Source organism: Vulcanimicrobium alpinum, from assembly GCF_027923555.1.
In the GTDB taxonomy this organism is placed as follows: domain Bacteria; phylum Vulcanimicrobiota; class Vulcanimicrobiia; order Vulcanimicrobiales; family Vulcanimicrobiaceae; genus Vulcanimicrobium; species Vulcanimicrobium alpinum.
In genome coordinates, this window is record NZ_AP025523.1 from 2,996,449 (window position 1) to 3,018,028 (window position 21,580).

A 21,580-nucleotide genomic window follows, 5' to 3' on the forward strand; every position below is an offset into this window, starting at 1 on the left:
CCTCGAAGCGCGCTTTGACGAAGCTCTCCATGGCGCGACGTTCGCGCCCGCCGCAGCGCGCCGCCTTGCGAGAGGCGGTGACCCCGGCGTGCCCAAAGTGCACCGCTATGCTGCGGGTCCATCTCTTCGGGCATCCGCGGTTGCTGCTCGACGAGATCGCCTTCCCCACCGCGAGCCGGCCCAAGGTCATCCCGCTGCTGGCGTACGTGCTGCTGCACGACGGACCGCTGGCGCGCCGTGCCGTCGCCGGGACGTTTTGGCCCGACGCCGCCGAAGACGACGCGCGCGCCAACCTCCGCCGCCACCTGAACTACCTCCAGCGGCTGCTCCCGCAGGCGCCGCCGGAACGCCCGTGGATCCTCGCCGGGGAGCGCACGATCCAATGGAACCCCGCCGCGCCCGTGTGGTGCGACGTGCGGGCGTTCGAGCAGCTTGCCGCCGATCCGCGCCGCGCGCGCGACGCGCTCGCGCTGTACGCCGGAGATCTGCTTGCCGACGTCGGCGAGCCGTGGGTCGACGCCGAACGTGAACGTCTGCGCGAACGGTACCTCGACGCCGCCGACGTCCACGTCGCGGCGCTGCGCGCGGCCGGCGACGACCGTGCCGCGATCGCCGCCGCGCAACGCGTGCTCGCCCTTGACCCGTGGCGCGAAGACACCCTGCGCGTGGCGCTGCAACTGCGTCATGCCTGCGGCGACCGCTCCGGCGCGCTCGCGCAGTACGATGCGTTCGCGCAGCGCTTACGCCGGGAACTCGGCGCCGCGCCGATGCCCGAGACGCGCGCGGTGCATGCGGCGATCCTGCGCGACGCGGCGCCGGCGGAGCCGCGGTCCGCGCCCGGCGCGCGCGCGAGCCCGCTCCCCGCCTCGCTCCCCTTCGCCGGGCGCGACGCCGAACTGACGGTGCTGCGCGAAGCGTACGACGCCGCGGCGGCGGGGCACGGCGGCCTGGTGCTCGTCGGTGGTGAAGCCGGAGTCGGGAAAACGAGGCTCGTGCGCGAGTTCGCCGCGCGCTGCGAGGCACGCGGCGCGCAGGTCTTCAGCGCGAGCCTGGCATCCGCCGAAGCCGAACCCTATCACGGCCCCGCGCTGCTCCTGCAGCGCGCCGCGACGCTCGCGCAGATGCTCGGCGTCGACCCTCTCGCGCTGCGCGTTCTCGCCGCGATCGCGCCTGCGCTCGACGAAACTGCGCTCGCGCAGTCGCCGCTCGAAGCGCTCGATCCGGCGCGCGAACGTGCACGTCTTTTCGATGCCTTCGCCGGGGTGTGGATCGCGCTCGCCCGGCGCCGGCCGGCAATCGTACTGCTCGACGACGCGCAGTGGGCCGGCGATGCGACGCTCGCGCTGTTCGAGCACCTCGCACACCGCGCAGCCGGCGAGCGCGTGCTCGTCGTGATGACGTACCGCGAGGACGAACTCGCGCCGCGGCATCCGCTGCGCGCCCTGCGCCGTTCGGGCGAACGCGACGGCATCTGCCGGCACCTCGCGCTCGCGCGCCTGTCGCGCGACGCGATCGGCGCGCTCGTCGGCTGGCTCGGCGACGCGTCCGCCGCAGCGACGTTCGCCGCCGAGCTGTACGAACGCAGCGAGGGGAACGCGTTCTTCGCCGGCGAGCTGATCCGCGGCGCGATCGAATCCGGACGTCTGCACGAGGCGGATGGCGACTGGCACGTCGTCGCCGATCGCCCCGGCGATGCGCTGCCGCCTGCGCTGCGCGACGTGCTCGCCCAGCGGATCGCACGGCTCGACGATGCATCGCGGACGCTCGCGGAGTTCGCCGCGGTGATCGGCCGCGATTTCGACGTCGAACTGCTGCGCGAGACCAGCGGCTGGAGCGAAGCCTCGGTGCTCGATGCGCTCGAATCGCTCGTCGACCGCCGCGTCGTGGCGATCGTCGGGATGCACGGACGATTCGACTACGCGTTCACGCACCAGCTCATGCAAGGCTTCGTGTACGAAGCGATCGACCCGGCGGTGCGGCGTCACCGCCATCGCCGCATCGCTCACGTAATGGAGGCCGGCGGGGCACGGCGTCGCGGGATCGCGGCCGCGTCGGCGCGTCACTGGGACTGCGGCGGCGACGCCGAACGCGCGGCGGCCCGCTACGTCGACGCGGCGTGCGAGGCGTTCGAGGTCTACGCGTACACCGAAGCGTCGGCTGCGGTCGACCGCGTGCTCGCGCTGGGCGCCGCCGACCGCACGCGGTTCGACGCGCTCCTCGTGCGCGAACGCATCGCGGCGATTGCCGGGGAACGTGAGCGTCAGGCGTCCGCGCTCGCGGAACTGACCGCGCTCGCGCGGCTTCTCGGCGGCGAGAGCGTCGCGCTCGCGCTCGAACGGACGGCGGAGCACGCCAACGTCGTGAGCGACCGGCGGCGCGAACGGGTCGCGGTCGCACTGCTCGAACGGTTCGCGCGGCGCTCGCGCGATCCGCACTGGCGCTCGCGTGCGCTGGCCCTGCGTGCGCGGCAGCGGCGCTGGGCCGAAGACTTCGACGGCGCGCACGCCGCGTTCGCCGAACTCATCGCGTTTTCGGCGCAGAGCGATCACCGGCGCGAACTGGTGCGAGCGCGGCTCGCCGTCGCTTACGCGTTCATCTACGAGGGCAAGCTCGAACGCGCGAACGACGCGCTCGCGTCGCTGCGCGCCGAGGCCCACGCGACCGGAAACGCGAGCGATCTCATCCGCACGCTGATGACGTTCGCGCGCGCCGCGCTCGCGCGTCAGGACTATGCAGCGATGACCGAATGCGCCGAAGAGGCCCGCGACCTGAGCCGCGCGATCGGCGACACCGAGGGCGAAGCGCTGGCCCTGCACACGATCGCCAACGGTCTCGTGTACGCGTTTCGCATCGACGGGACGAGCGCGCACTACCGCGAGGCGCTCGCGCTCTACGAACGGCTCGCCCACCGCGTCGGGATCGCGTCGATCGCCGTCGACATGGGGCTCTTCGCGACCGAGCTCGGCCTCTTCGACGAAGCGCTCGCGCGCTATGCGCGCGCCCGCGAGGTCGCGGCGGCGATCGGGTTCCGCTGGGTCACCTGCATCGAGCGGATCGACGCGGGCTACTGCGCGCGCCTGCAAGGCGACGACGCCGGCGCGGAGGCGGCCGGCGAGGAGGCCCTCCGGCTCGCGCGCGACCTCGGCTCGGCGCCGCTCGAATCGGCCGCGCTCGCGACAGTGGGCGCCGCGCGCAGCGCGCGCGGCCGGCACGCCGAAGCGCTGGCATTCCTGCACGACGCCGTCGCGCTGCGGCGTCCCGCCGGTCCGACGCCGCGGCTCGGCGACAACCTGTGCGCGCTCGCGCGAGCGCTGCTGCGCGCGAACCTCGTCGACGACGCCGCCCGGGTCGCCGCCGAACTCCGCGCGCTGTACGACGCGCACCTGCATCTGCCGCCGCAGCCCGCCGAACGGCTCGTCACGATCGCACGCGCCGAACGCGCGGCGGGACGCGACGGCGCCGCCGAGACCGCGTTGCGGCGGGCGCGCGCGGCGATGCAGGCGCGGGCCGCCGCGATTCGCGATCCGGCAATCCGGTCAGCGTTCCTCGCGCTGCCGTTTCATCGTGAGGCGACGGCTACGGCCGCGCTTCGAACACCAGGTTGAACGGCGTCTCCGTCGCCCGGCGGAAACGCGTGTAGCTGGCTTCGTTGAACACCGCGCGCAGCGCCGCTTCGCCGGCTTGCGCGCCGAGCCCGAGTCCGACTTCCTGCGAGAGCGACGCCGGCGTGCACAGCATCGTCGACGCCGCGTAGAAGATCCGGCCGACGGGGTTGAGGTTGTCTTCGAGGGCGTCGTTCGCGTACGGCTCGACCATCATGAACGTGCCGTCGTCGGCCAGCGCGCTGCGGATGTGAGCGGCCGCGCCGACCGGATCGCCCATGTCGTGGATGCAGTCGAAGCACGCGACGAAGTCGTAGCCTTTGCCGGGGAACGACTGCGCTGGCGCGACTTCGAACGAGACGCGGTCGGCGACGCCGGCGCGTTCCGCAGCCGCGCGCGCGAGCGCGATCGAACCGGCGTGGTAGTCGAAGCCGTGGAAGCGCGACTTCGGATACGCCCTGGCCATCAGAATCGTCGACGTTCCCAGGCCGCATCCGACGTCGGCGACCTTGGCGCCGGCGCGCAGTTTCGCGTCGACGCCGTCGAGCGCGGGGATCCAGTTCGCGACGATGTTGGCGTTGTATCCGGGCCGGAAAAAGCGTTCCGTCGCCGAGAACAGCCGCCGATCGTGCTCGTGCCAGCCGAAGCCTTTGCCGGTTTTGAACGCCTCGGTAATCTGCGGCTCGTCGACGTAGAGCGTCTGCCCGATCTCGAAGAGGCCGCACATCATGAACGGGCTCGAATCGTCGGCGAGCATCGGCGCGTGTTCGGGTGGGAGCGTGAACGCTTTGGTCGCCGGGTCGTAGGTGAGATAGCCCGACGCGGCTTGATTCGAAAGCCATTCGCGCACGTAGCGCTCGTGCGTCCCGGTCTTCTCGGCGAGCTGCGCCGAGGTGAGCGGCCCCTGTTCGGCGAGTGCCTTGTAGAGCCCGAGGCGGTCGCCGATCAGGACGAGCGCGCCGGTCAGCGTCGCGCCGACGTCGCCGAGCATCGTTCCGATGAATGCCTGCTGCGCGGCCTCGTCGATCTGCGGGGAAACGGATGCACTGGACATGCAAGCCTCCTGGCGAAGCGTGTGACGAACCGGTTCGCGACCGGCTCGACGCCGAGCCTACACCGCGCCCGTCTCAGAACCGTCTCAGGGCCGCCCGGCGTACTCGCCGCCATAGGCACCGACGCTCCGCCACGGTGCGCCGATCAGGATCACGCGCTGCTCGCTCGCCAAGCGGGTAAACGGGATCGCCGAATCGTGGCCGATCAGCGGCTCGCCAGCCTGGAAGCGCCGCACGTTCTTCCAATTGCCGCCGCCGCATCGGGATGATCGCCACGTCCGACGTTCCCAGATGTTCCTGACTGCGATCGACGACCGGGCCCATCGATTCTTGCGCCGCGATATCCTGATTCTGAAACCGCGATCCCCGTCCAGCTCCCGGCTTTCATCGCGGCGCGGTCCTGCTGCCAGCGATTGCGCGAAGTCGCGAAACGATCCCAGTCGCCCTCGAGATCGACGCCCGGCGTGTCGTTCTGGCTGTGAAACACGTCGAAGAGCAATCGTCCGTTCGTCGTCGACCGGAACGAAGAGCTGGGTGTGCGCGGGCAGATCGGGGTTTAGTGGCGGCGGGATGAACGCCGTCGACGGCACGGCAAACAGCGTGACGCGAACGTACCTCTGCTCGTCCGGCCGTTCGGTCGGCTTGCGGATCCGTACGGCGTGTCTTCGGTCTCGAGCTTCGGCGATCGATCGGTCGAGACGTCGAAGCGCTTCTCCCAATCGCGCCAACCGCCGCGGTGCAGGAACCACGAGTGCGCTGAATCGATCGCGCCTTCGACCGCCTGCAGGTAGTTCGCGCGGATCCCGATCTTCACGATCGCGCGCTGCTCGCGCGGCTGCGACGTCCAGTCGAACGCGGGGAACGGTAGTTCGTGCTCGCGCGGGCCGAGGTCGCCCACACCATCACGCCGGCCTCGCGCGTCGGATACGACGCGATGCGCACGCGATTTTTGAACCCGTATCCGTCCGGTTCGGTCGGCATCTCGACGCAGTTGCCGTCGACGTCGACTTTCCAGCCGTGATAGAAGCAGGTGAGGCCGCAGTCTTCGTTGCGTCCGATCACCAGCGACGCAAGACAGTGCGGGCAGCGCTCGCCGACCAGACCGATGCGCCCCGGCTGTCGCGAAACGCGACCGGGTCTTCGCCGAGCAGGCGGACGGGGACCGGCGTGCCGTCGGCATCGGCGACCTCGTCGGCGAGCAGCGCCGCAAGCCAATAGCGCCGGAGCACCTCGCCCTGCGGCTTCCCCGCGCCGACGCGCGTAAGCAGTTCGTTTTCGGCGGCGGTCAGCATCGCACGGCGTCCTCTCGATCGTGACGCATCAAAACACGCGCCGCTCGGCGATCTGATCGGCGGCGCGCACCACTTCGAGACCGAGCACGAGCATCGGCATCCCGCGTTCACGGTCGCGGTCCTTGACGGCGGCGACCGCGTCAAACGCGACCTGTTCGGGCAGCAGATAGCGCGGATGCTCGCCGCGGTCGCGCGCGGCGACGATCAGCGGGCGCACCTCGTCGAGGAGCGTCGCAAGCGACAGGTGATCGTCAGCGGACATCGGCACCCTCCAGCATGATCTCGCGCCGTTCGCGCGCGGACTGCACCAGCGCCAGCGCCGCCGCGACCGTCGCGGTCCCCCACGCCGCGTCGTGCAGGGGCGCGATGCCGCGCACGACGGCGTCGTAGAGTTCGTCGATCACGCCGTCCTTGTTCGGAAACGTGCGGCCGCGCGGAAGCGGGATCTCGCGCACGCCGTCGTCGCCGTACACCAGCACGCCGTCTGCCGACGGCCGCAGGTCGCCGCGCTCGCAACTCGCGATCAGCATCCCAAAGTGCGGCTGATGCGCCGGCGTCTCGGCGAGGCGCACGCCGCGCCCGGCGAAGGCGCTCTCCGCTTTCATGCGCGCCTCGTCGCCGGCTGATCGCGCGCCCAGCGCGCGCCGCGCTGCACCGTGCGCGGGCGACTTGTCCGCGCCCGACTCCGCGATCCAGAACGCCAGCTCGTCGGAATCGAAATGGTCGTAGCCGCTGTACGTGAGCGAGGCGGCGACGCCGGAGGCGAACTCGAGGAGCGCCGTCATCGCGCCTTCGGTAGGTCGATTTCGGTCCCACACGCCGCTCGCCGCGCGCACGCTGCGCAGCGGCCCGCCGTCGAGCGCGCGCACGATCTCGATCTGGTGCGGCACCTGGTTATACATGATCCCGCCGCCGCGCGCGCTGTCGAGTTCTTCGGGTCGCCGCGGCCGGTAGAGAAAATCGGTGTACGCGACGTTCACGATCATGCGCAGCGCGCCGAGTTCGCCGGAGGCGATGACGTCGCGCATCGTGCGTACGACGGGATCGAACGCGTGGGTGTGTCCGACGACGAGCGCGATACCCGAGGCGCGCGCCGCATCGGTCATCGCCGCGCACTCCTCGACGCTCAGCGCCATCGGCTTCTCGACGAGCACATGTTTGCCGTGCGCGGCGGCGGCGACGACGTCGGAGACGTGGCACTGGTGCGGCGTCGCGACGTAGATCGCGTCGATCCCCGGATCGCCCGCGAGCGCCTCGGCGCTCTCCCACGTGCGGCCGCCGAAATCGGCTTCGAATCGCGCGCGCGCGAGCGGGAGCTGATCGGCGGCGGCGACGATGTCGACGTGCGGATGCGCGGCGAGACTCGGCAGCATCGACGAGGCCGCTCGTCCCAGCCCGGCGACGCCGAGCCGCAGCCGCCGCTCAGCCATCGCCGTCGGCTCGAAGGCTCGCATCGACGCGTTCGAGGAGTGCGCGGAACTGACGCGCCTCAACCTCGCTCAGACCGCGGCGCATGACCGCGTTGAGGCGCAGGGCGTGCGCGCGGAGCGGACGCCGCAGCGCTTGTCCGCGCCGCGCGAGCCATTGAGCAGTCGGCACGATCCTTACTCCGTTAAGTATTTTTCGACGCCCTGCGGAACGCGCAAAATTGTGCCCCGCCGTGATGACGCCGAGAACAACAGCAGCACCATCGACGCGTTCGCGCGCTCGATCCGCGACGCGAACGCAAAAGAATTGCTGCTCGGCGCACCGGGACGCGCGGGACGCATGTGGGCGATGACGGATTCGAACCGCCGACCATCTCCGTGTAAAGGAGCCGCTCTCCCGCTGAGCTAATCGCCCGCCGCCGTGCGGCCATCGTTCGCCGCGCGGGAGACCGCTCCCCGGGGGCGGTAGACGCCTCCGATGCAGCGCCGCGGACCCGCCATCGACGACAGCCGGCCGATCTGGCGCACGATGCTCGTCTTTCTGATCCCGCTGATGCTGAGCAACGTGATGCAGTCGGCGTCGGCGACGCTCAACAGCATCTATCTCGGCCAGCTGATCGGCGTACATGCGCTGGCGGCGGCGTCCGGGTTTTTCCCGATCGTGTTCTTCATGGTCTCGTTCTTCATCGGGGTCTCGAGCGCGAGCGCGGTCCTGATCGGACAAGCCTACGGCGCGCGCGACGAAGAGCGGCTCAAAGCCGTCGCCGGCACGACGCTGACGCTGGCGATCGGCTCGGGCCTGGTGATCGGCGTGCTCGGCGTGATCTTCGGACCGCAGCTGCTGCATCTCATCGCAACGCCGGCCGATATCTTCGACGCCTCGCTCGCGTATGCACGGCTCACATTCCTCTCGCTGCCGCTGGTGTTTGTGTACCTGGCGTATTCGACGTTCATCCGCGGAACCGGCGACTCGACGACGCCGTTCGTCTCGCTGATCGTCAGCTCGGCGGTCACGCTGATGATGACGCCCGCGTTCATCCTGGGCTGGGCGGGTCTTCCGCACCTCGGCGTCGTCAGCGCAGCCGCGGCAAACATCGTCGCGAGCGCCGTGGGGTTGACGTACCTGCTGGTCGCGCTTACGCTGGCGAAGAATCCGCTGGCGTTCGACGGCTCCGTCCTGCGCAACATGAACCTCGAGCCGAAGCTTTCGATCACGCTGCTGCGGATCGGGATTCCGACCGGGATCCAGCTCGTGATGGTCTCGCTCTCGGAGATCGCGGTACTCGCGCTGGTGAACCGCTTCGGTTCGAGCGCGACGGCGGCGTATGGCGCGGTCAACCAGATCGTCTCGTACGTGCAGTTCCCGGCGATCTCGATCGGAATCACCGCGTCGATATTCGGCGCGCAGTCGATCGGCGCGAAACGCGTCGATCGCCTCACGCGCGTGGCGCGCGCAGGCGTTGGCCTGAACTGGCTCATCGGCGGGATTCTGATCGCGCTGGTGTACGTCTTCAACGATCTGATTCTCTCGCTGTTCATTACCGATCCGCAGGTGCTGCGCACCGCGCACGGCCTGCTCGCGATTACGCTGTGGAGTTACGTCATTTTCGGCACGTCGAGCGTGCTCTCGGGGCTGATGCGCTCGAGCGGCGCGGTGCTGTGGCCGACGCTGCTCTCGATCGTCGCGATCTGGGGCATCGAAGTTCCGGTCGCGTACGCGCTCGCGCCGCACTACGGCCTCCCGGGCGTGTGGGTGGCATACCCGGTGGCGTATTGCTGCAGTCTCGCGTTCCAGACCGTGTACTACTTCGCGTTTTGGCGTAGGCGCAAGCTCACGGCGCTGCTCGACGATCGCGCGGCGCCGGCGGCGACGTAACGGCCGGCGGCGGCGACGTGCCAAGCTCGCTCACTTCTTCACCGATGTCGTCGGCGTCACCGGCCATGCGTTCGAGTTCCGTCTGGGCCATGTCGAGCGTGAGCTGCAGCCGGCGCAAGACCTTGTTGTCGACGTCGCCGCGCTTTCGCGTCGCGATGAGCGTCGCGCGCTCGACCTCGACGAGGTCGGATCGCGTAGCGCTGTAGCGCACGGCGTTCGTCCTCGGGCCGGCTGCTCGCCTGACCCAGCGGCTCGCGATAGAAGTCGCGCAGCGCGCCGGCGTAGCCCAACTCGACCTTTCCGCCGCGCTCGAGTTCGTCGAGGCGGCGCAGCGCCGCTTCGCTAATCGCTCGCCGGGCATGCCGCACTTCGTCGCTTTCCGTCTCGTCGCCGTCGATCCGCAGCGCGCGCGCCACGGCCGGCATCGCAAGGCGCCCCCGACCGTAACAGGCCCTAACACATTATAGTAACGTTCTAACGCCCGCCGCTCGCGCACCAAATCCGCACACCAAGCCCAAAACAAGGTAGGCCGGGTCTACGCCCCGGCCCATTAAAACAGCGCTACGGTAGCTGCCATCAACGCCCTCTGGCCTCGCCGTTCACCGCCCCGTCACGATAGCATCGATCGTGCCCCGCGGAGTGGTGTACGAGTAACTCTCGACGCGGGTCGTTTCTCAGCCCGTAATCACGGCTGAGAGCCGCTGGTTCTGGTTGTCGCTGATCGCTCCGAGTCCTTCGAGCGAGAGGTACCGCCGCTGCAGCCGCCACTCGACGTTCTGTTCCAAGAGCAGCGCGCCGACGAGCCGCACGATCGCGGCTTCGTTCGGGAAGATACCAACGACGTCCACGCCGGATCGCTCAGCGACGGGTCGAGCGCCGGCGGCTTCTCGGCGCGGACGGCGGGAAACGACGCCGCCGGCCCGCTCACGGCGAGGGCCGGCGACGCGGCGGCCGCAACCAACATCGCAGCCCAAACGAGGACGGAACGCAAGCGCATGACGGCGATACGGTGCATGACAACTAATTGTTTCGGAGAGTTATTCTTATTTTCCTAGTTGTCGCGGCTGGCGTCGCTTCTGCCGAGTGGCCGGACTACTGGACGATGACCGTCCCGATCATGTGCTCCGTGTCGTCGTGGAACAGGCATTGGTACGTGAACGTCCCGACGGTCGTGAATTTCAGCGAGAAGCTCGCGCCGGAGAAGAGGACGCCGGAGTTTACCAACATCGTCCCGTCGTACACGTTCCCGCCGGTGGGCGGGGCGAACGGGTTGAGAATCGGGAACGGCGCCCCAACGGGCGCGATCGTAACCGTGTGCGGCGCGTTGTTTGATTGATTCGTCCATGTGACGATGTCGCCGACGTGGACGGTGACCGACGTCACTGCCAGCGACGGTCCGTCGAGGAATCGCTGCACCGCCACAGGCGACGGCGGACCGACGGTGAGGCCCGGCGTCAGTCCCGCAACGAGATGGGGCCCGCCGGGCGCATATGGGAACTGGGAAACCGCCGTTGTCCCGAGCGCGAGATCCGCGGCTTGCGCCGCCGACGCGCCGAGTTCAGCGACGGTATTCGACGGCGGGTAGGGCGTGCCGGAAGGCTGCACGACGATCGTTCCTCGCATCGCAGGTCCGTGCAGCAGGCAGGTGTACGTGTAGGTTCCGGGATTCGTGAACGTCAGACTGTACGACTTGCCCAGAAGCAGGAAGCCTGAACTCGTGTACGTCGTCGCGTCGTACGTCGGCCCGCCGAACGGCTGCGCCGACGTCGGATCAGTCGGAGGCGGATACGCCGTGCGAGGCCCGAGCAGCGTCACGGTGTGCGGCTCGCCGGACGGAAATGCCCAGTGCACCGTGTCGCCGACATTCACCGTCAGCGAACTCGGATAGAAGCGGAAGGACTGCATCGCTTCCATGTTTGACGAGCCGCCTGCCGTGATCGTGAAGACCGGCGAGCCGGTATTGAACGGCGGCGGGCTCACGCTGCCGCCCTGACAACCCCCCAGCGCCAACGCCGCAACTATCGCGGACGCGTAGAAAACACGCGCTGAGATCATCGTCCACCTCCGAAGATACCCGGCTCCGCGCCTATCCTGGGCTTAAAACCCCGGATAGTCAAGTTAACTGGGTGAGCAACCAACCGGACGCGCGAAACGGTTTCGGGTTCCGCGATGCGGCTACAACGGAGCATGCGTCTCGGCCGAGTTGGAATCGTCATGCTTGCGCTGGCGGCCTTTGCCCCTGTGCCCGCCGGTGCCGAGACCTGGCACTGGCATCACCTCTGGCACGTCGTCACGGGGTCGACCGTCGACTCCCAGCTCACCGTGACCGTCGGCGGCGGTCAAGCAGCGTGGTCGTACGTCGCGCTGCTCGAAAAACGGAGCACCGTCATCTTCTCGTGTCACGCGCCGGCGGCCGACGTCGACAGCGCCTCGGCGTTTCGCGACGGCAACGAGATCTCGCTGGTCGTCGCGCTGAAGGCCGGCCGCAGCGCGAACTGCGGGACGACGCGACAGCGCGTCAGCGCGATCCCCGGCGACAGCTACGCACAGATGCAGCAGATCGCCGCGGGGATCAATCGCGCCCTGGCGGCAAATCGACCGCCCGAGAAACCGCAGCCAGCGCCGATCGCGCCGCGTCCCCGATCGCCGTCGCCGAGTGCCGTGCCGCTCGAAAGCGCTTCGCCGCGTGCAACGCCGCGAACGTCGCCGGTACCGCGCAGCAATCGCAGCGCAGAGCCGGCTCCGTCCGGCGCGCCGGAGGTTGTCCCCGACATCCGCCCGCGGCTGCTCGTGCGCGGTACGTCGTCGCTCTCGATCGGTCACCGCGGCGTTGCACGCGTGCGCGTGCTGGTCGGCGCCGACGGCACTCCAGAACAAGCGTCAATACTTTCGATCACCGACCGCGCGCTCGTGCCGGCAGCGATCGAAACCGCAGTCTCGTCGACCTACGCGCCAGCGAAGAAGAACGGGCGGCCGATCGCCGCAACGTACGTCGCGACGTTCACGTTCAACGGCGAAGATCCGGCGCTGCAGTCGATTCCGGTGTGGCGCCGCGTGCCGCTTGCAACGCCCACACCGACGGAAGAGCCCAGCATCGCGCCGACGCCGGCACCAACCCCGACGCCGACACCGCGACCGACGGCAACACCGACGCCGCGTCCGACCCCGACCCCGACACCGCTGCCGACGCGGCGCCCGGGCGCGCCCGCACTCCGCGGCGTCTCCCATCCTGCGAAGCCGACACCGGTACCGACGCGCGCGCCATAAATCGCATGGCGCGCGATGAGAAAGCGGGACACAGAAAGATGTTGGAGCTCGCGGCGGGAGGCGGAACGCTCGCCACCGAGCTCGCGCGGTGCGCCGCGTTCGGTGATCGCAACAGACATTTCGCCGCGCATGGTAACGCATATCGAGTCGGCGGCGAAGCGTGCCGGATCCGCGAACATTCGTGCCGTTGCGATGGATGCCGAGTTTCTCGACGTGGCCGACTCCTCGATCGATGCCGCGTACTGCATGTTCGGAGTGATGTTGTTTGCGGATCGCACGCGCGCATTCCGCGAAGTGCACCGCGTCCTCAGACCCGGCGGACGTTTCGTCACCACGACGTGGCACGAAACGTCGCGCCTGCTGGCGCCCGTGCGCGCGGCGGTGCACGCGATCAGGCCGGGTTCGCCCCCGGATGCGGCGCTCTCGGCTCCCCCGGTACTCGGTACGCCGGACGCGTTACGGCAAGAACTCGAGACGGCGGGTTTGCGCGACATCGAGGTGCACGAGCTCGAGCGAACGCTGGAGTTCTCCTCACATGATGTCTATTTGGATGACTTCCCCCGCGCAAATCCGATGGGAATCATGATGCAGCGGATGCTGCTGCCGCCTGTCCGCGCCGCGATGCGAGAACGGACTGACGTTGCCCCGGATGTCAGGCCGCGGATAACCGTGAGTTTGGGGTAGTGCGATGATGCTCGATGAACTCGGCCGGCGTCAAGCCGCCGAGCGCGGTGTGGGGTCGGCGATGGTTGTAATCGACACGCCATGCTTCGATCGCGGTGCGAGCGTGGAAGAGCGTGGGAAAGGCGTGCTCGTTGAGTAACTCGTCTCGGAAACGTCCGTTAAAGCTCTCGACGCTGCCGTTCTGAGTCGGCTTGCCGGGTTCGATAAAGTGCAGCTCAACGTTGACCCGCGCGGCCCAGCCGAGCATCGCGTTGCTCGTGAACTCGGTTCCGTTGTCGAACTTGAGCGTCGGCGGTAGACCGCGCTCTTGCGCGAGACGTGAGAGCACGCGCACGACACGCTCGCCGGTGAGCGAGAAGTCGACTTCGATGCCGATCGACTCTCGGGTGAAGTCGTCGATAATCGTCAGCGAGCGAAACTTTCGCCCGTTGCTAAGCGCGTCGTGTACGAAGTCGAGCGACCAGCGTTCGTTCGGCCGCGTGACCGGCGGCACGACGTTGCCACGGACGTATCGTACGCCACGCTTACGTCGACTGCGCAGCTGTAGACCAGCGTTGCGATAGATCCGATGAACTCGCTTGTGGTTCACGACGAAGCCTTCGCGGCGCAGCATGATCGTGAGCCGGCGGTAGCCGAACCGACGGCGTTCTGCGGCGAGCGCCTTGAGCCGCTCGAGCAACGCCGGATCGTCCGTCCGCCGCACGCGATACTGCGCGACGGATCGCGGACAACGCGCGATGCGGCATGCGGCGCGTTGGCTCACACCGAGGTCTTGCAGGGCCCTCACCGCGGCTTTTCGCTGCGAGGGCCCCAGGAGTTTTTGCGATTAGCTCTTTCATCGCGTCGTTCTCGAGCGAAAGGTTCGCGATGATGCGCTTCATGCGCCCGTTCTCGTCTTCGAGCACGCGACCGCGGGCGATCTCGCTGCTCTGCATGCCGCCGTACCGGGATTTCCAGGCGGAGATGGTGTTCGGATGAACGCCGTGTCGACGGCCGAGCTCGATGAACGAGGCGCCGGCGTCGTGTTCTCGGAGGATCGAGACGATCTGCGTCTCGGTGAAGCGGGACTTCCGCATGCGGGCTTCCTTTCGGCCCATCGGCCGGGGAAACCCACGGTATCAACTGACCCGGATCACCGGGGCAACGTCACACGGCGTGCCGTTGGAGGTCGTCTCGAAACGGCTGGGACACGCGACGATCGGCATTACTGCCGAGCGGTATTTGCACGTGTACCGGGAGCGGGATGCGGAAGCCGCGGAAGTGTTCGAACAGCTCGCCAGCTAAGGCGTCTCGTTAGAGTCTGTTAGACGATTGTTAGACGGGCGGCCCAACAATCGTCTAAATCAGCGGAATCCCTCGTAAATCAAGGGTTTCAAGTGGTAGCGCCAACGGGAATCGAACCCGTCTCTCCGCCTTGAAAGGGCAGCGTCCTAACCGATAGACTATGGCGCCGAGACCGCCGGGGTTTGGGCGCCGGGGGGCGCCGTCCCTTTGACGCTGGGCGACTCGCGAAGGTTGCTCAGCGCGAGCGGCGTTCGGCGATGAGGCCCTGGCGGATCGCGGCGACGACCGCCTGGCGGCGGCCGCTGACGCCGAGTTTGCGGCAGATGCTGCGGATGTGCACGTCGACGGTCTGGGAACTGCGGCCGAGTTCGGCGGCGATCTCCTTGCTGGTCGCGCCGCCGGCGGCGAGCAGCAGCACGCGTTTCTCCGCTTTGCTCAGCAGCGCCACTTTGCCGCGCTCGGGAGCGCGCTCCGGGAGCGCGCGGATCACGCGCACGAGCGACGCGCGTCCGGCATCATCGAGCGCGCGCAGCGGCTGTTCGAGGTCGACGGCGCCGTCGGCGTGCCCGCCGTACCGTTCGCGAAAGGACTGCGTCGCATCGGCGAGCGCGTTGGCTGCTTCGTCGCCCCGGTGCGCTTCGCCGCGCAGGCCGGCGATCGCGCTGCGCGCGCGCGCATCGTGGCCTAGTACGATCGTTGCCAGCGCGAGATACGCGCGCGTCGTGAGCGCATCGGCGCCGTGCGGGTGCGCGCGCAGGAGCGCGCGGCTCCGCTGCATCGCCTTCGCGCTCTCGCCGCGCTTTCCGATCGCTGCCGCGAAGAGGCCGGCCTGCGCCCACGACACCGCACCGCCGGGTTCCGCTGTCGCTTCGGCGGCACGGGCGGCAGCCCGCAGCGCGTCGTCGAAGCGCCCGGCCGCCGCGAGATCTTCCGCTTCTTGGGGTTCCGCCATTCCTCCAACGCGTGCGACGGGGGAGAGTAGGCCCGGCTGGATTCGAACCAGCGCGCTACCAGTTATGAGCCGGCTGCTCTACCGCTGAGCTACGGGCCCGTCGCTCGGGCGGCCTTCGACGGATGCGCGCCGATGATCTTCCCGTGTCAGGCTCGCGTCAACGCTGCAAACGCCGAGCGGCCCGGGTAGCGCGCCGTCGACGCGCCGAGTTCTTCGGCGATCGCCATCAGGCGGTTGTATTTCGCGGTGCGGTCGCTGCGGGCGAGCGAACCGGTCTTGATCTGCCCGGCACCGGTCGCCACCGCGAGATCGCTGATCGTCGTGTCTTCGGTCTCGCCGGAACGATGCGAGATCACGGCGCGATAGCCGGCTTTGTGCGCCGTCTCCACCGCATCGAGCGTCTCGGTGAGCGTCCCGATCTGGTTGACCTTCACGAGGATCGCGTTGCCGGAGCCCTCACGTATCCCGCGCTGCAGGCGCTCGACGTTGGTGACGAAGAGATCGTCGCCGACGAGCTGGACGCGCGCGCCGAGCGTCTTGGTCAGCAGCTGCCAGCCTTCCCAATCGTCTTCGGCGAGGCCGTCTTCGATCGAAACGATCGGATAGTTCTTGCACAACCCGTCGTAGAGCGCGACCATCTGCGCCGCGTCGAACGGATGGTCGTCGGGCTTGTGCGGCCAGTACGTGCCGTCGCGATAGAATTCGGTCGACGCCGCGTCGAGCGCGATCGCAACCTCGGTGCCGGGCCGATAGCCGGCCTTTTCGATCGTCTGCACCAGCAGCGCGAGCGCTTCGTCGATCGAGTCGAGCTTCGGCGCGTAGCCGCCTTCGTCGCCGACCAGGGTTTGATGGCCGGCGTCGTGCAGCATCTTGCCGAGCGTGTGAAAGATCTCCGCGCCGCAGCGCACCGCGTCGGCGATCGTCGCGGCGCCGACGGGGACGATCATGCATTCCTGGAACTGCAGCGCGCCTTCGGCGTGCTTGCCGCCGTTGATCACGTTCATCATCGGAACCGGCAGCGTCGCCGCCGACGGGCCGCCGAGATAGCGGTACAGCGGCACGCCGAGCGAGATGGCCGCCGCGCGCGCGACGGCGAGCGAGACCCCGAGCAGCGCGTTCGCGCCGAGGTTCGCTTTGTTCGGCGTTCCGTCCAGTTCGATTAAGGTGCGATCGATCTCCCGCTGCGACGTCGCGTCGAGACCTTCGAGCGCGGGGCCGATGATCTCGTTCACCGCGCCGACGGCCTGCAGGACGCCTTTGCCGTTATAGCGCTTTTTGTCGCCGTCGCGCTTCCCCACCGCTTCGTGCGCGCCGGTCGACGCGCCCGACGGCACCATCGCTTCTTCCACCGCGCCGAACGACGTCGCGACCGCGACGGCGACGGTGGGATTGCCGCGCGAATCCAGCACTTCGCGTGCGCGCACGCTTTCGATGAGCGGACGCCCTTGCCCGCGCAGCGACTCGATCGACATTACTTCGCCGAGATCCAGTCGCCGAGGACGTGGGCGCGCGGGAAGAGCTCCTGATCGTTGAAGAAAATCGCGACCTCGCGCTGCGCCGACTCCGGCGAGTCGGAACCGTGCGCGAGGTTGCGGCCGATCGTCTGACCGTAGTCGCCGCGGATCGTTCCGGGCGTCGCCTTGATCGGGTTCGTCGCGCCGATCGTCGCGCGGCAGCCCTCGATCGCATCTTCTCCTTCGATCACCATCGCGACGATCGGCGTCGCGGTGATGTAGTCGACCAGGCCCGGGAAGAACGGCTTGCCGTCGTGTTCGGCATAGTGGCGCTTTGCCTGATCCTGCGTCACGTGCATCAGCTTCAGACCGAGGATCGTGTAACCGCGGCGCTCGAAGCGCGCGAGAATCTCCCCGACCAGTCCGCGGACCACCGCGTCGGCTTTTGCGAGGATCAAGGTTCGTTCGACTGCCATAGCGGAGGGGCTATACGTGCCAATCGAAAGCGAACCTCTCCTGAACGTCGAGCGCGTCCGCGGCGCGCTCGCGGGCACGTCGTTCGCCGACGTGCGCTACGTGCGCGAGACCGGGAGCACGAACGACGACGCGGCGGCCCTGCTCGGCGATCCCGCCGCAGCGGGACGCACGCTCGTCGCGGAGTTCCAAACGGCCGGCAAAGGACGCAAGGCCGGACGCGCGTGGATCGCGCCGGCGGGGAGCGCGCTGCTGTTCACGGCCGTGCTGCCGCAGGCGGTGCCGGCCTCGGCGCTGTGGGCCGTTCCGTTCTGGACGGCGCTGGCAGTCGCCGACGGCGTCGAGGAAGGGAGCGGGGTGCGGCTGGACCTGCGCTGGCCCAACGACTGCGATCTGCGCGGACGGAAGGTCGCCGGGATCCTCTGCGTCTCGCGGATCGTCGGCGCGACCGCGTGGGTCGGCTGCGGCGTGGGGATCAACCTTCGCCGTCCGGACGACCCCGCGGTCGCCGCGATCGAACCGGCGCCCGCGTATCTCTCCGACGCCGCGCCCGACGTGGAACGCGAAACCGTGCTCGCCGCGATCCTCGGCGCGATGGACGGACTCCTCGACGTGCTCGAACGGCCCGACGACGCGGCGGGCGCGTGGGAGGAACGCGCGGCGCTGCGCGGGACGCGCTACCGGCTGCGGCTCGACGCCGACGGCAGCGAGATCGACGGCGCGGCGCAGTCGCTCGACCGCGAAGGCGGGCTTGTCGTCGCGACGGCGCACGGAATACGTACCGTGCACCTCGGCGACGCGCGGGTCATCCCTCCGTCACCCTGAGCATGTCGAAGGGCGGAGAGGGACGTGCACGCAGGGCGCGGCTCGCATCGGCGTGATCGCGGCTGCCCTTCGACAAGCTCAGGGTGACGAGGGGGCTCGACCCGCTCAGGGGGGCGTTATTTTACGACGCCGCCGAGGGCGACGTTGGCGGCGGTGAGGGCGGTGAGCGCCTTCGACTCGAGGGAGCCTTCGATGCTCAGCGCGAGGTTGGCGGACGCGGCGACCGTCGCCGGTTTGGGGATCATCTTCGCGGAGACGCCGTGATCCTTGAGCGCCTTCGTGGCGATCATCGTGTCGGCGTTCGACGCGAAGAACAGAACGACGTCAGGCATCGATCACTTCGCGCCGGTCACCAACTCGTCGAGTCCCGCCGCGACTTCGTTGAGTTCGCCGACGCGCGCGACGGCCTGCTTGGTGCGTGACGCCATCTCGGTCGCGAGCGTGTCGATGACGACGATGTCGCTGAGGATCTCGGCGTTGAGCGCCGAGGCGGCGAGGATCGCCTCGGACGCCGCCGGCTGCGTCGCAACCGCGTGGCCGTTCCCCGACGCGCCGTTGCTGCTCGGCGCGTGCGCACCGGTCGCCGCCCGCATGAGCAGATCGCCTTGCCGCTCCACCGCTTCGCGCGTCTGCGCGATGTGATCGCCCGAAACTTCGCTGCCGACGATGACGACCGAGAGCTCCTTGGCCGACGCGCGCACCTGACGGCTGCGCGCCCCGATCTGGCGACAGACGCGCTCGACGACCGGCAGCGCGATCAGCGCCGCGATCGCGATCCCGACCAGTCCCCACAGCAGGAGCGATCCGAGCGTGTGCCGCTGCACCTCCGCGAACGCCGAGAGCGGGACGCCGAACCAGCGCTGCGCGATGACGTCGTTCTGATCGTTGAGCACCGGCTCGACGCGCACGAGATAGTCGAGGCCGCCTTCGTTGTCGACGCCTTCGTACGGCCGCTTCACGACCGCGATCGCCGGCGGTGTCATCTCGTCGACCAGGCGCGTGCCGTCCTGGCGCGAGATCGAACTGGAGATCACTTCGTTCCCGAACAGGATCGCGGCTTTCCCGCCCAGCGCGTGCGCCGCTTGATCGACGACGTCGTAGTAGTGGTTCATCAGCAGCCCGCCGTACACGGCGCCGATCGTGCGCTCGTTCTGATCGGAGACCGGCGCCGCGGCGATCAGGCCGAGCCCGTCCACGACCCCTTCGCGCCCCGACGTCGTCGCTTCGATCTGCGGCACGAGCTGTTCGGGTTCGAGTTCGTCGTGCGGGACGCGCGCCGCCGTTGTGACGGTCTCGCCGCTGAGCGCGCGGGCGACGTACGGCGATCGCAGCAGCGCGCCGGGCGGCCCGGCGTTGGCGCGCGCGAGCACCCGGCCCTTCACGTCGACGACGGTGAGGAACGAGAGTCCGCCCTGCCGCTCGATCCCGCTGAGCGCGTCTTCGAGCGCCTTCCCGTTGTGCGCGACGAGCGCACGGCGCACCGACTCGTTGATCGCCGACTGCGTGACGAGAAGCTGGACCTGGTCTTTCTTCGTGTCCCAGTAGCCGGCGAATCCGGTCGAAGCGCTCGTCACCTGCTGCGCGGCGAGCTTGTTCAAGTCGGTCGCCATCGTCTGCCGCGCGGCGACCGCGCTGATCGCGCCAGAGATCACGATGGCGACGAGCATCGTCCCCACCATCTTGGTGCGCAGGCCGATCTTCATAACGGGGTTTCCTCCCTGGCGTCCGCGATCGCGTAGCGTCCGAGCAGCGCGTCGATCGACGACGCGCGCTGATTCATCTCCTCGACCGACTCGAGGATCCGCTGGGCCGCCGACGTCACCTCGGCGTTCACGTACGTCAGCACCTCGACCGACGACGCGTTCTGCGACGAGATCGAGGTGATCGCATCGAAGGCGCGCGAGACTTCGCCGGAGTGTGACGCCATGCGCGTGGTGGCGGCGAGGTTTGCGCCGACGGAGTGCGTGATCTCCTCGATCGACCGGATCACGCGGAACGTGTTCTCCGCCATCGAGCGCGTCACGGTGCTGATCTGGCCGATCTGCCGGTTCGCGCCGAGCACCGCCTCGACGATCTCGCGCAGCGCCTCCGACGCGCTGTCCGTCGACTTGACGCTCTGCTCGACCCGTTCGTTCAAGCGCGTCATCGCGTCGGTCACCTGGGCGATGACGCTCTGCGTCGAGCCGATGTGGCCGGCGATCTCCTTGGTGGCCTGGACGCTGCCGTCGGCGAGCTTGCGGATCTCGGATGCCACCACGGCGAAGCCGCGGCCGTGCTCGCCGGCGCGCGCCGCCTCGATGGCGGCGTTGAGCGCGAGCAGGTTCGTCTGTTCCGCGATCCGGTCGATCACTTTGACGATGTCGCCGATTTGATCGGAGTTGTCGCCGAGGCGGCGGATGTCGTCGCCGAGTTCGTCGATCGTCGAGCGGATCGTCGCCATCGCGTCGACGATGGTGTGAATCGCCGTCCCGCCGCGGTCGGCGGTCAGCGTCGTCTCCGACGAGATGCTGAGCAGAGAGTCGACCTGCGCGGAGACCTCTTCGATCGATGCCGACATCGCGGTGACCGAGACGGCGGTTTCGTCGAGCGAACGCGTCTGCTGTTCCGCCGATCCGGCGAGCTCGCCGATCGCATCCGCCATCGAACGGACCTTCGTGAGCGCACCCTCGACGATCGTGCTCTGCTCGACGATCCCGTCCTCGAGCTGCTTCTGCGCGATCGCGCCGCCCTCGATGACCGCGAGCGAACTCGACGCCGTCGACCGCAGTTCGGCGCCGGAACGCTGCAGCGTCGCGGTTTCGCCGTGCATCGAACGCAGAAACTCGCGGATGCCGAAGATCAGTTTGTTCAAGCCGACCGCGAGCTCGCCGAGCGGCCCGTCGGCGACGGCGAGGTTCTTGGTGAGGTCGCCGCCGGCGACTTCGCGCACGCCGGTGTTGAGCGCGGCGATGCTCTGCGCGAGCGTCCCGCTCGCCGGGAGCGCGACCCGCTCGCCGCCGAGCAGCGCAAGGCTCAGTTCATCGCCGTCGCCGCGCGCCGCCGCCGCGTCGCCGAGCATCCACGCGAGTCCCGTGCCGCCTGCGAAGACCGCGAGCGCGCTCAGGATCGCCGCCTCGGAGCCGCTCGGATGCGCGAGAAACGCCGCGATGCCGCCGGCGAGTGCGGCGCCGATCGCCGTCAAGCGCCCCGCCGCAAGGGCGGCGAAACCGACCGCGACCAGCGCAACCGGATCGAGCTCCGGGAACCGCGGACAGCCCGCAAACAGGGCCGCCGCGATCACCGCGACGGCTCCGATGACGAGACGGCCGGGCGACGCTTGGCGACGCACGGCGACGAGGCGATCCAGAGTCAGACGATGACTCCCCGGCAGAAAAGAGAAACCTCATTCGGG

General features: G+C 68.9%; 23 protein-coding genes, 3 tRNA genes and 1 pseudogene. 6 read left to right on the forward strand and 21 right to left on the reverse strand.

Features of this window, described 5'->3' with window-relative positions:
- Positions 1-107 precede the first annotated feature (107 nt).
- Positions 108-3,605, forward strand: a complete 3,498-nt coding sequence (locus WPS_RS15330; protein ID WP_317995338.1) for an ATP-binding protein — start codon at positions 108-110, stop codon at positions 3,603-3,605.
- Here the strand turns inward: WPS_RS15330 and WPS_RS15335 are convergent.
- The 9 genes from WPS_RS15335 to WPS_RS15370 all read right to left on the reverse strand — a co-directional run bounded on the left by WPS_RS15335 (position 3,577) and on the right by WPS_RS15370 (position 7,788).
- A complete protein-coding gene (locus tag WPS_RS15335; RefSeq protein ID WP_317995339.1) occupies positions 3,577-4,656 on the reverse strand; it encodes a class I SAM-dependent methyltransferase in 1,080 nt (359 codons plus the stop codon). The two genes, WPS_RS15330 and WPS_RS15335, sit on opposite strands and share 29 nt — an antisense overlap.
- Positions 4,657-4,729: 73 nt before the next feature.
- Positions 4,730-4,978: a hypothetical protein gene (locus WPS_RS18290; RefSeq protein WP_405054899.1), complete on the reverse strand. Its 249-nt coding sequence runs from the start codon at positions 4,976-4,978 to the stop codon at positions 4,730-4,732.
- 232 nt (positions 4,979-5,210) lie between these two features.
- Positions 5,211-5,552 carry a hypothetical protein gene (locus WPS_RS18295; protein WP_405054900.1) on the reverse strand — a complete coding sequence of 114 codons (342 nt, stop codon included), beginning with the start codon at positions 5,550-5,552 and terminating at the stop codon, positions 5,211-5,213.
- Positions 5,465-5,716, reverse strand: coding sequence for a Rieske 2Fe-2S domain-containing protein (locus tag WPS_RS15345; RefSeq protein ID WP_317995341.1), 252 nt, complete (start codon positions 5,714-5,716; stop codon positions 5,465-5,467). Before WPS_RS15345 ends, WPS_RS18295 begins: the two co-directional genes overlap by 88 nt.
- The gene (locus WPS_RS15350) at positions 5,713-5,946 is read right to left on the reverse strand and encodes a Rieske (2Fe-2S) protein (RefSeq protein WP_317995342.1); all 234 of its coding nucleotides are present in this window, start codon (positions 5,944-5,946) and stop codon (positions 5,713-5,715) included. Before WPS_RS15350 ends, WPS_RS15345 begins: the two co-directional genes overlap by 4 nt.
- Positions 5,947-5,974: 28 nt before the next feature.
- On the reverse strand, positions 5,975-6,208 hold the full coding sequence (locus WPS_RS15355; RefSeq protein ID WP_317995343.1) for a hypothetical protein: 234 nt from the start codon (positions 6,206-6,208) through the stop codon (positions 5,975-5,977).
- The gene (locus WPS_RS15360) at positions 6,198-7,400 is read right to left on the reverse strand and encodes a Gfo/Idh/MocA family protein (protein ID WP_317995344.1); all 1,203 of its coding nucleotides are present in this window, start codon (positions 7,398-7,400) and stop codon (positions 6,198-6,200) included. Before WPS_RS15360 ends, WPS_RS15355 begins: the two co-directional genes overlap by 11 nt.
- Positions 7,369-7,545: a hypothetical protein gene (locus tag WPS_RS15365; protein ID WP_317995345.1), complete on the reverse strand. Its 177-nt coding sequence runs from the start codon at positions 7,543-7,545 to the stop codon at positions 7,369-7,371. The genes WPS_RS15360 and WPS_RS15365 overlap by 32 nt, the downstream gene beginning before the upstream one ends.
- 171 nt (positions 7,546-7,716) lie before the next feature.
- Positions 7,717-7,788 (reverse strand) — tRNA-Val (locus tag WPS_RS15370).
- A gap of 63 nt (positions 7,789-7,851) precedes the next feature.
- On the opposite strand from WPS_RS15370, the gene WPS_RS15375 reads away from it, so the two are divergent.
- Complete coding sequence (locus WPS_RS15375; protein WP_317995346.1) at positions 7,852-9,249, forward strand: MATE family efflux transporter; 1,398 nt, start codon at positions 7,852-7,854, stop codon at positions 9,247-9,249.
- Here the strand turns inward: WPS_RS15375 and WPS_RS15380 are convergent.
- From WPS_RS15380 to WPS_RS15390, 3 genes and pseudogenes are all read right to left on the reverse strand, one after another.
- Positions 9,206-9,460, reverse strand: a complete 255-nt coding sequence (locus tag WPS_RS15380) for a hypothetical protein (protein ID WP_317995347.1) — start codon at positions 9,458-9,460, stop codon at positions 9,206-9,208. The two genes, WPS_RS15375 and WPS_RS15380, sit on opposite strands and share 44 nt — an antisense overlap.
- A gap of 463 nt (positions 9,461-9,923) precedes the next feature.
- A pseudogene (locus WPS_RS15385) lies at positions 9,924-10,094 on the reverse strand (IS256 family transposase); the annotation flags it as partial.
- Between the two features lie 247 nt (positions 10,095-10,341).
- On the reverse strand, positions 10,342-11,304 hold the full coding sequence (locus WPS_RS15390; RefSeq protein WP_317995348.1) for a cupredoxin domain-containing protein: 963 nt from the start codon (positions 11,302-11,304) through the stop codon (positions 10,342-10,344).
- 159 nt (positions 11,305-11,463) lie between these two features.
- Here WPS_RS15390 and WPS_RS15395 point away from each other — a divergent pair, with 159 nt between their 5' ends.
- Both WPS_RS15395 and WPS_RS15400 read left to right on the forward strand, forming a co-directional pair.
- Positions 11,464-12,516: an energy transducer TonB gene (locus WPS_RS15395; protein WP_317995349.1), complete on the forward strand. Its 1,053-nt coding sequence runs from the start codon at positions 11,464-11,466 to the stop codon at positions 12,514-12,516.
- Between the two features lie 102 nt (positions 12,517-12,618).
- Positions 12,619-13,200 carry a class I SAM-dependent methyltransferase gene (locus WPS_RS15400; RefSeq protein WP_405054901.1) on the forward strand — a complete coding sequence of 194 codons (582 nt, stop codon included), beginning with the start codon at positions 12,619-12,621 and terminating at the stop codon, positions 13,198-13,200.
- Here the strand turns inward: WPS_RS15400 and WPS_RS15405 are convergent.
- Positions 13,169-14,276 (reverse strand): IS3 family transposase gene (locus tag WPS_RS15405; RefSeq protein ID WP_317995351.1). Its coding sequence is split into 2 segments (ribosomal slippage): positions 13,169-14,024 and positions 14,023-14,276, totalling 1,110 coding nucleotides; the frame shifts between segments, so codons are not numbered across the junction. The genes WPS_RS15400 and WPS_RS15405 overlap by 32 nt on opposite strands.
- On the opposite strand from WPS_RS15405, the gene WPS_RS15410 reads away from it, so the two are divergent.
- Entirely contained in the window at positions 14,203-14,484 is a 282-nt protein-coding gene (locus WPS_RS15410) for a hypothetical protein (RefSeq protein ID WP_317997595.1), read from the forward strand. The two genes, WPS_RS15405 and WPS_RS15410, sit on opposite strands and share 74 nt — an antisense overlap.
- A 93-nt stretch (positions 14,485-14,577) precedes the next feature.
- Here the strand turns inward: WPS_RS15410 and WPS_RS15415 are convergent.
- The 5 genes from WPS_RS15415 to ndk form a co-directional block, all read right to left on the reverse strand.
- Positions 14,578-14,652: transfer RNA gene (locus WPS_RS15415), tRNA-Glu, on the reverse strand.
- Between the two features lie 67 nt (positions 14,653-14,719).
- On the reverse strand, positions 14,720-15,436 hold the full coding sequence (locus tag WPS_RS15420) for a helix-turn-helix transcriptional regulator (RefSeq protein WP_317995352.1): 717 nt from the start codon (positions 15,434-15,436) through the stop codon (positions 14,720-14,722).
- A gap of 27 nt (positions 15,437-15,463) precedes the next feature.
- Positions 15,464-15,535 (reverse strand) — tRNA-Ile (locus WPS_RS15425).
- Between the two features lie 47 nt (positions 15,536-15,582).
- Positions 15,583-16,908 (reverse strand): phosphopyruvate hydratase, encoded by a 1,326-nt coding sequence (gene eno, locus WPS_RS15430; RefSeq protein ID WP_317995353.1) that lies wholly within the window; start codon positions 16,906-16,908, stop codon positions 15,583-15,585.
- Entirely contained in the window at positions 16,908-17,366 is a 459-nt protein-coding gene (gene ndk / locus WPS_RS15435) for a nucleoside-diphosphate kinase (RefSeq protein WP_317995354.1), read from the reverse strand. The genes eno and ndk overlap by 1 nt, the downstream gene beginning before the upstream one ends.
- 16 nt (positions 17,367-17,382) lie before the next feature.
- Here ndk and WPS_RS15440 point away from each other — a divergent pair, with 16 nt between their 5' ends.
- Positions 17,383-18,189 carry a biotin--[acetyl-CoA-carboxylase] ligase gene (locus WPS_RS15440; protein ID WP_317995355.1) on the forward strand — a complete coding sequence of 269 codons (807 nt, stop codon included), beginning with the start codon at positions 17,383-17,385 and terminating at the stop codon, positions 18,187-18,189.
- A gap of 116 nt (positions 18,190-18,305) precedes the next feature.
- On the opposite strand, the gene WPS_RS15445 is transcribed toward WPS_RS15440, so the two are convergent.
- Genes WPS_RS15445 through WPS_RS15455 form a run of 3 tightly spaced genes read right to left on the reverse strand, consistent with a single transcriptional unit; the run spans position 18,306 to position 21,517 of the window.
- Positions 18,306-18,521, reverse strand: coding sequence for a putative Se/S carrier-like protein (locus WPS_RS15445; protein WP_317995356.1), 216 nt, complete (start codon positions 18,519-18,521; stop codon positions 18,306-18,308).
- 3 nt (positions 18,522-18,524) lie between these two features.
- Positions 18,525-19,892, reverse strand: coding sequence for a cache domain-containing protein (locus WPS_RS15450; protein ID WP_317995357.1), 1,368 nt, complete (start codon positions 19,890-19,892; stop codon positions 18,525-18,527).
- Positions 19,889-21,517 (reverse strand): methyl-accepting chemotaxis protein, encoded by a 1,629-nt coding sequence (locus WPS_RS15455; RefSeq protein ID WP_317995358.1) that lies wholly within the window; start codon positions 21,515-21,517, stop codon positions 19,889-19,891. The genes WPS_RS15450 and WPS_RS15455 overlap by 4 nt, the downstream gene beginning before the upstream one ends.
- Between the last annotated feature and the right edge of the window lie 63 nt (positions 21,518-21,580).

Excerpts from the sequence above, each read along its gene's own strand:
- WPS_RS18290 (WP_405054899.1), bottom strand. The coding sequence starts at position 4,978 with ATGGGCCCGGTCGTCGATCGCAGTCAGGAACATCTGGGAACGTCGGAC.
- eno (WP_317995353.1), bottom strand. The coding sequence starts at position 16,908 with ATGTCGATCGAGTCGCTGCGCGGGCAAGGGCGTCCGCTCATCGAAAGC.
- WPS_RS15355 (WP_317995343.1), bottom strand. The coding sequence starts at position 6,208 with ATGTCCGCTGACGATCACCTGTCGCTTGCGACGCTCCTCGACGAGGTG.
- WPS_RS15410 (WP_317997595.1), top strand. The coding sequence starts at position 14,203 with ATGAACGAGGCGCCGGCGTCGTGTTCTCGGAGGATCGAGACGATCTGC.
- WPS_RS15335 (WP_317995339.1), bottom strand. The coding sequence starts at position 4,656 with ATGTCCAGTGCATCCGTTTCCCCGCAGATCGACGAGGCCGCGCAGCAG.
- WPS_RS15390 (WP_317995348.1), bottom strand. The coding sequence starts at position 11,304 with ATGATCTCAGCGCGTGTTTTCTACGCGTCCGCGATAGTTGCGGCGTTG.
- WPS_RS15375 (WP_317995346.1), top strand. The coding sequence starts at position 7,852 with ATGCAGCGCCGCGGACCCGCCATCGACGACAGCCGGCCGATCTGGCGC.
- WPS_RS15395 (WP_317995349.1), top strand. The coding sequence starts at position 11,464 with ATGCTTGCGCTGGCGGCCTTTGCCCCTGTGCCCGCCGGTGCCGAGACC.
- WPS_RS15445 (WP_317995356.1), bottom strand. The coding sequence starts at position 18,521 with ATGCCTGACGTCGTTCTGTTCTTCGCGTCGAACGCCGACACGATGATC.
- WPS_RS15420 (WP_317995352.1), bottom strand. The coding sequence starts at position 15,436 with ATGGCGGAACCCCAAGAAGCGGAAGATCTCGCGGCGGCCGGGCGCTTC.
- WPS_RS15330 (WP_317995338.1), top strand. The coding sequence starts at position 108 with ATGCTGCGGGTCCATCTCTTCGGGCATCCGCGGTTGCTGCTCGACGAG.
- ndk (WP_317995354.1), bottom strand. The coding sequence starts at position 17,366 with ATGGCAGTCGAACGAACCTTGATCCTCGCAAAAGCCGACGCGGTGGTC.
- WPS_RS15450 (WP_317995357.1), bottom strand. The coding sequence starts at position 19,892 with ATGAAGATCGGCCTGCGCACCAAGATGGTGGGGACGATGCTCGTCGCC.
- WPS_RS15350 (WP_317995342.1), bottom strand. The coding sequence starts at position 5,946 with ATGCTGACCGCCGCCGAAAACGAACTGCTTACGCGCGTCGGCGCGGGG.
- WPS_RS15360 (WP_317995344.1), bottom strand. The coding sequence starts at position 7,400 with ATGCGAGCCTTCGAGCCGACGGCGATGGCTGAGCGGCGGCTGCGGCTC.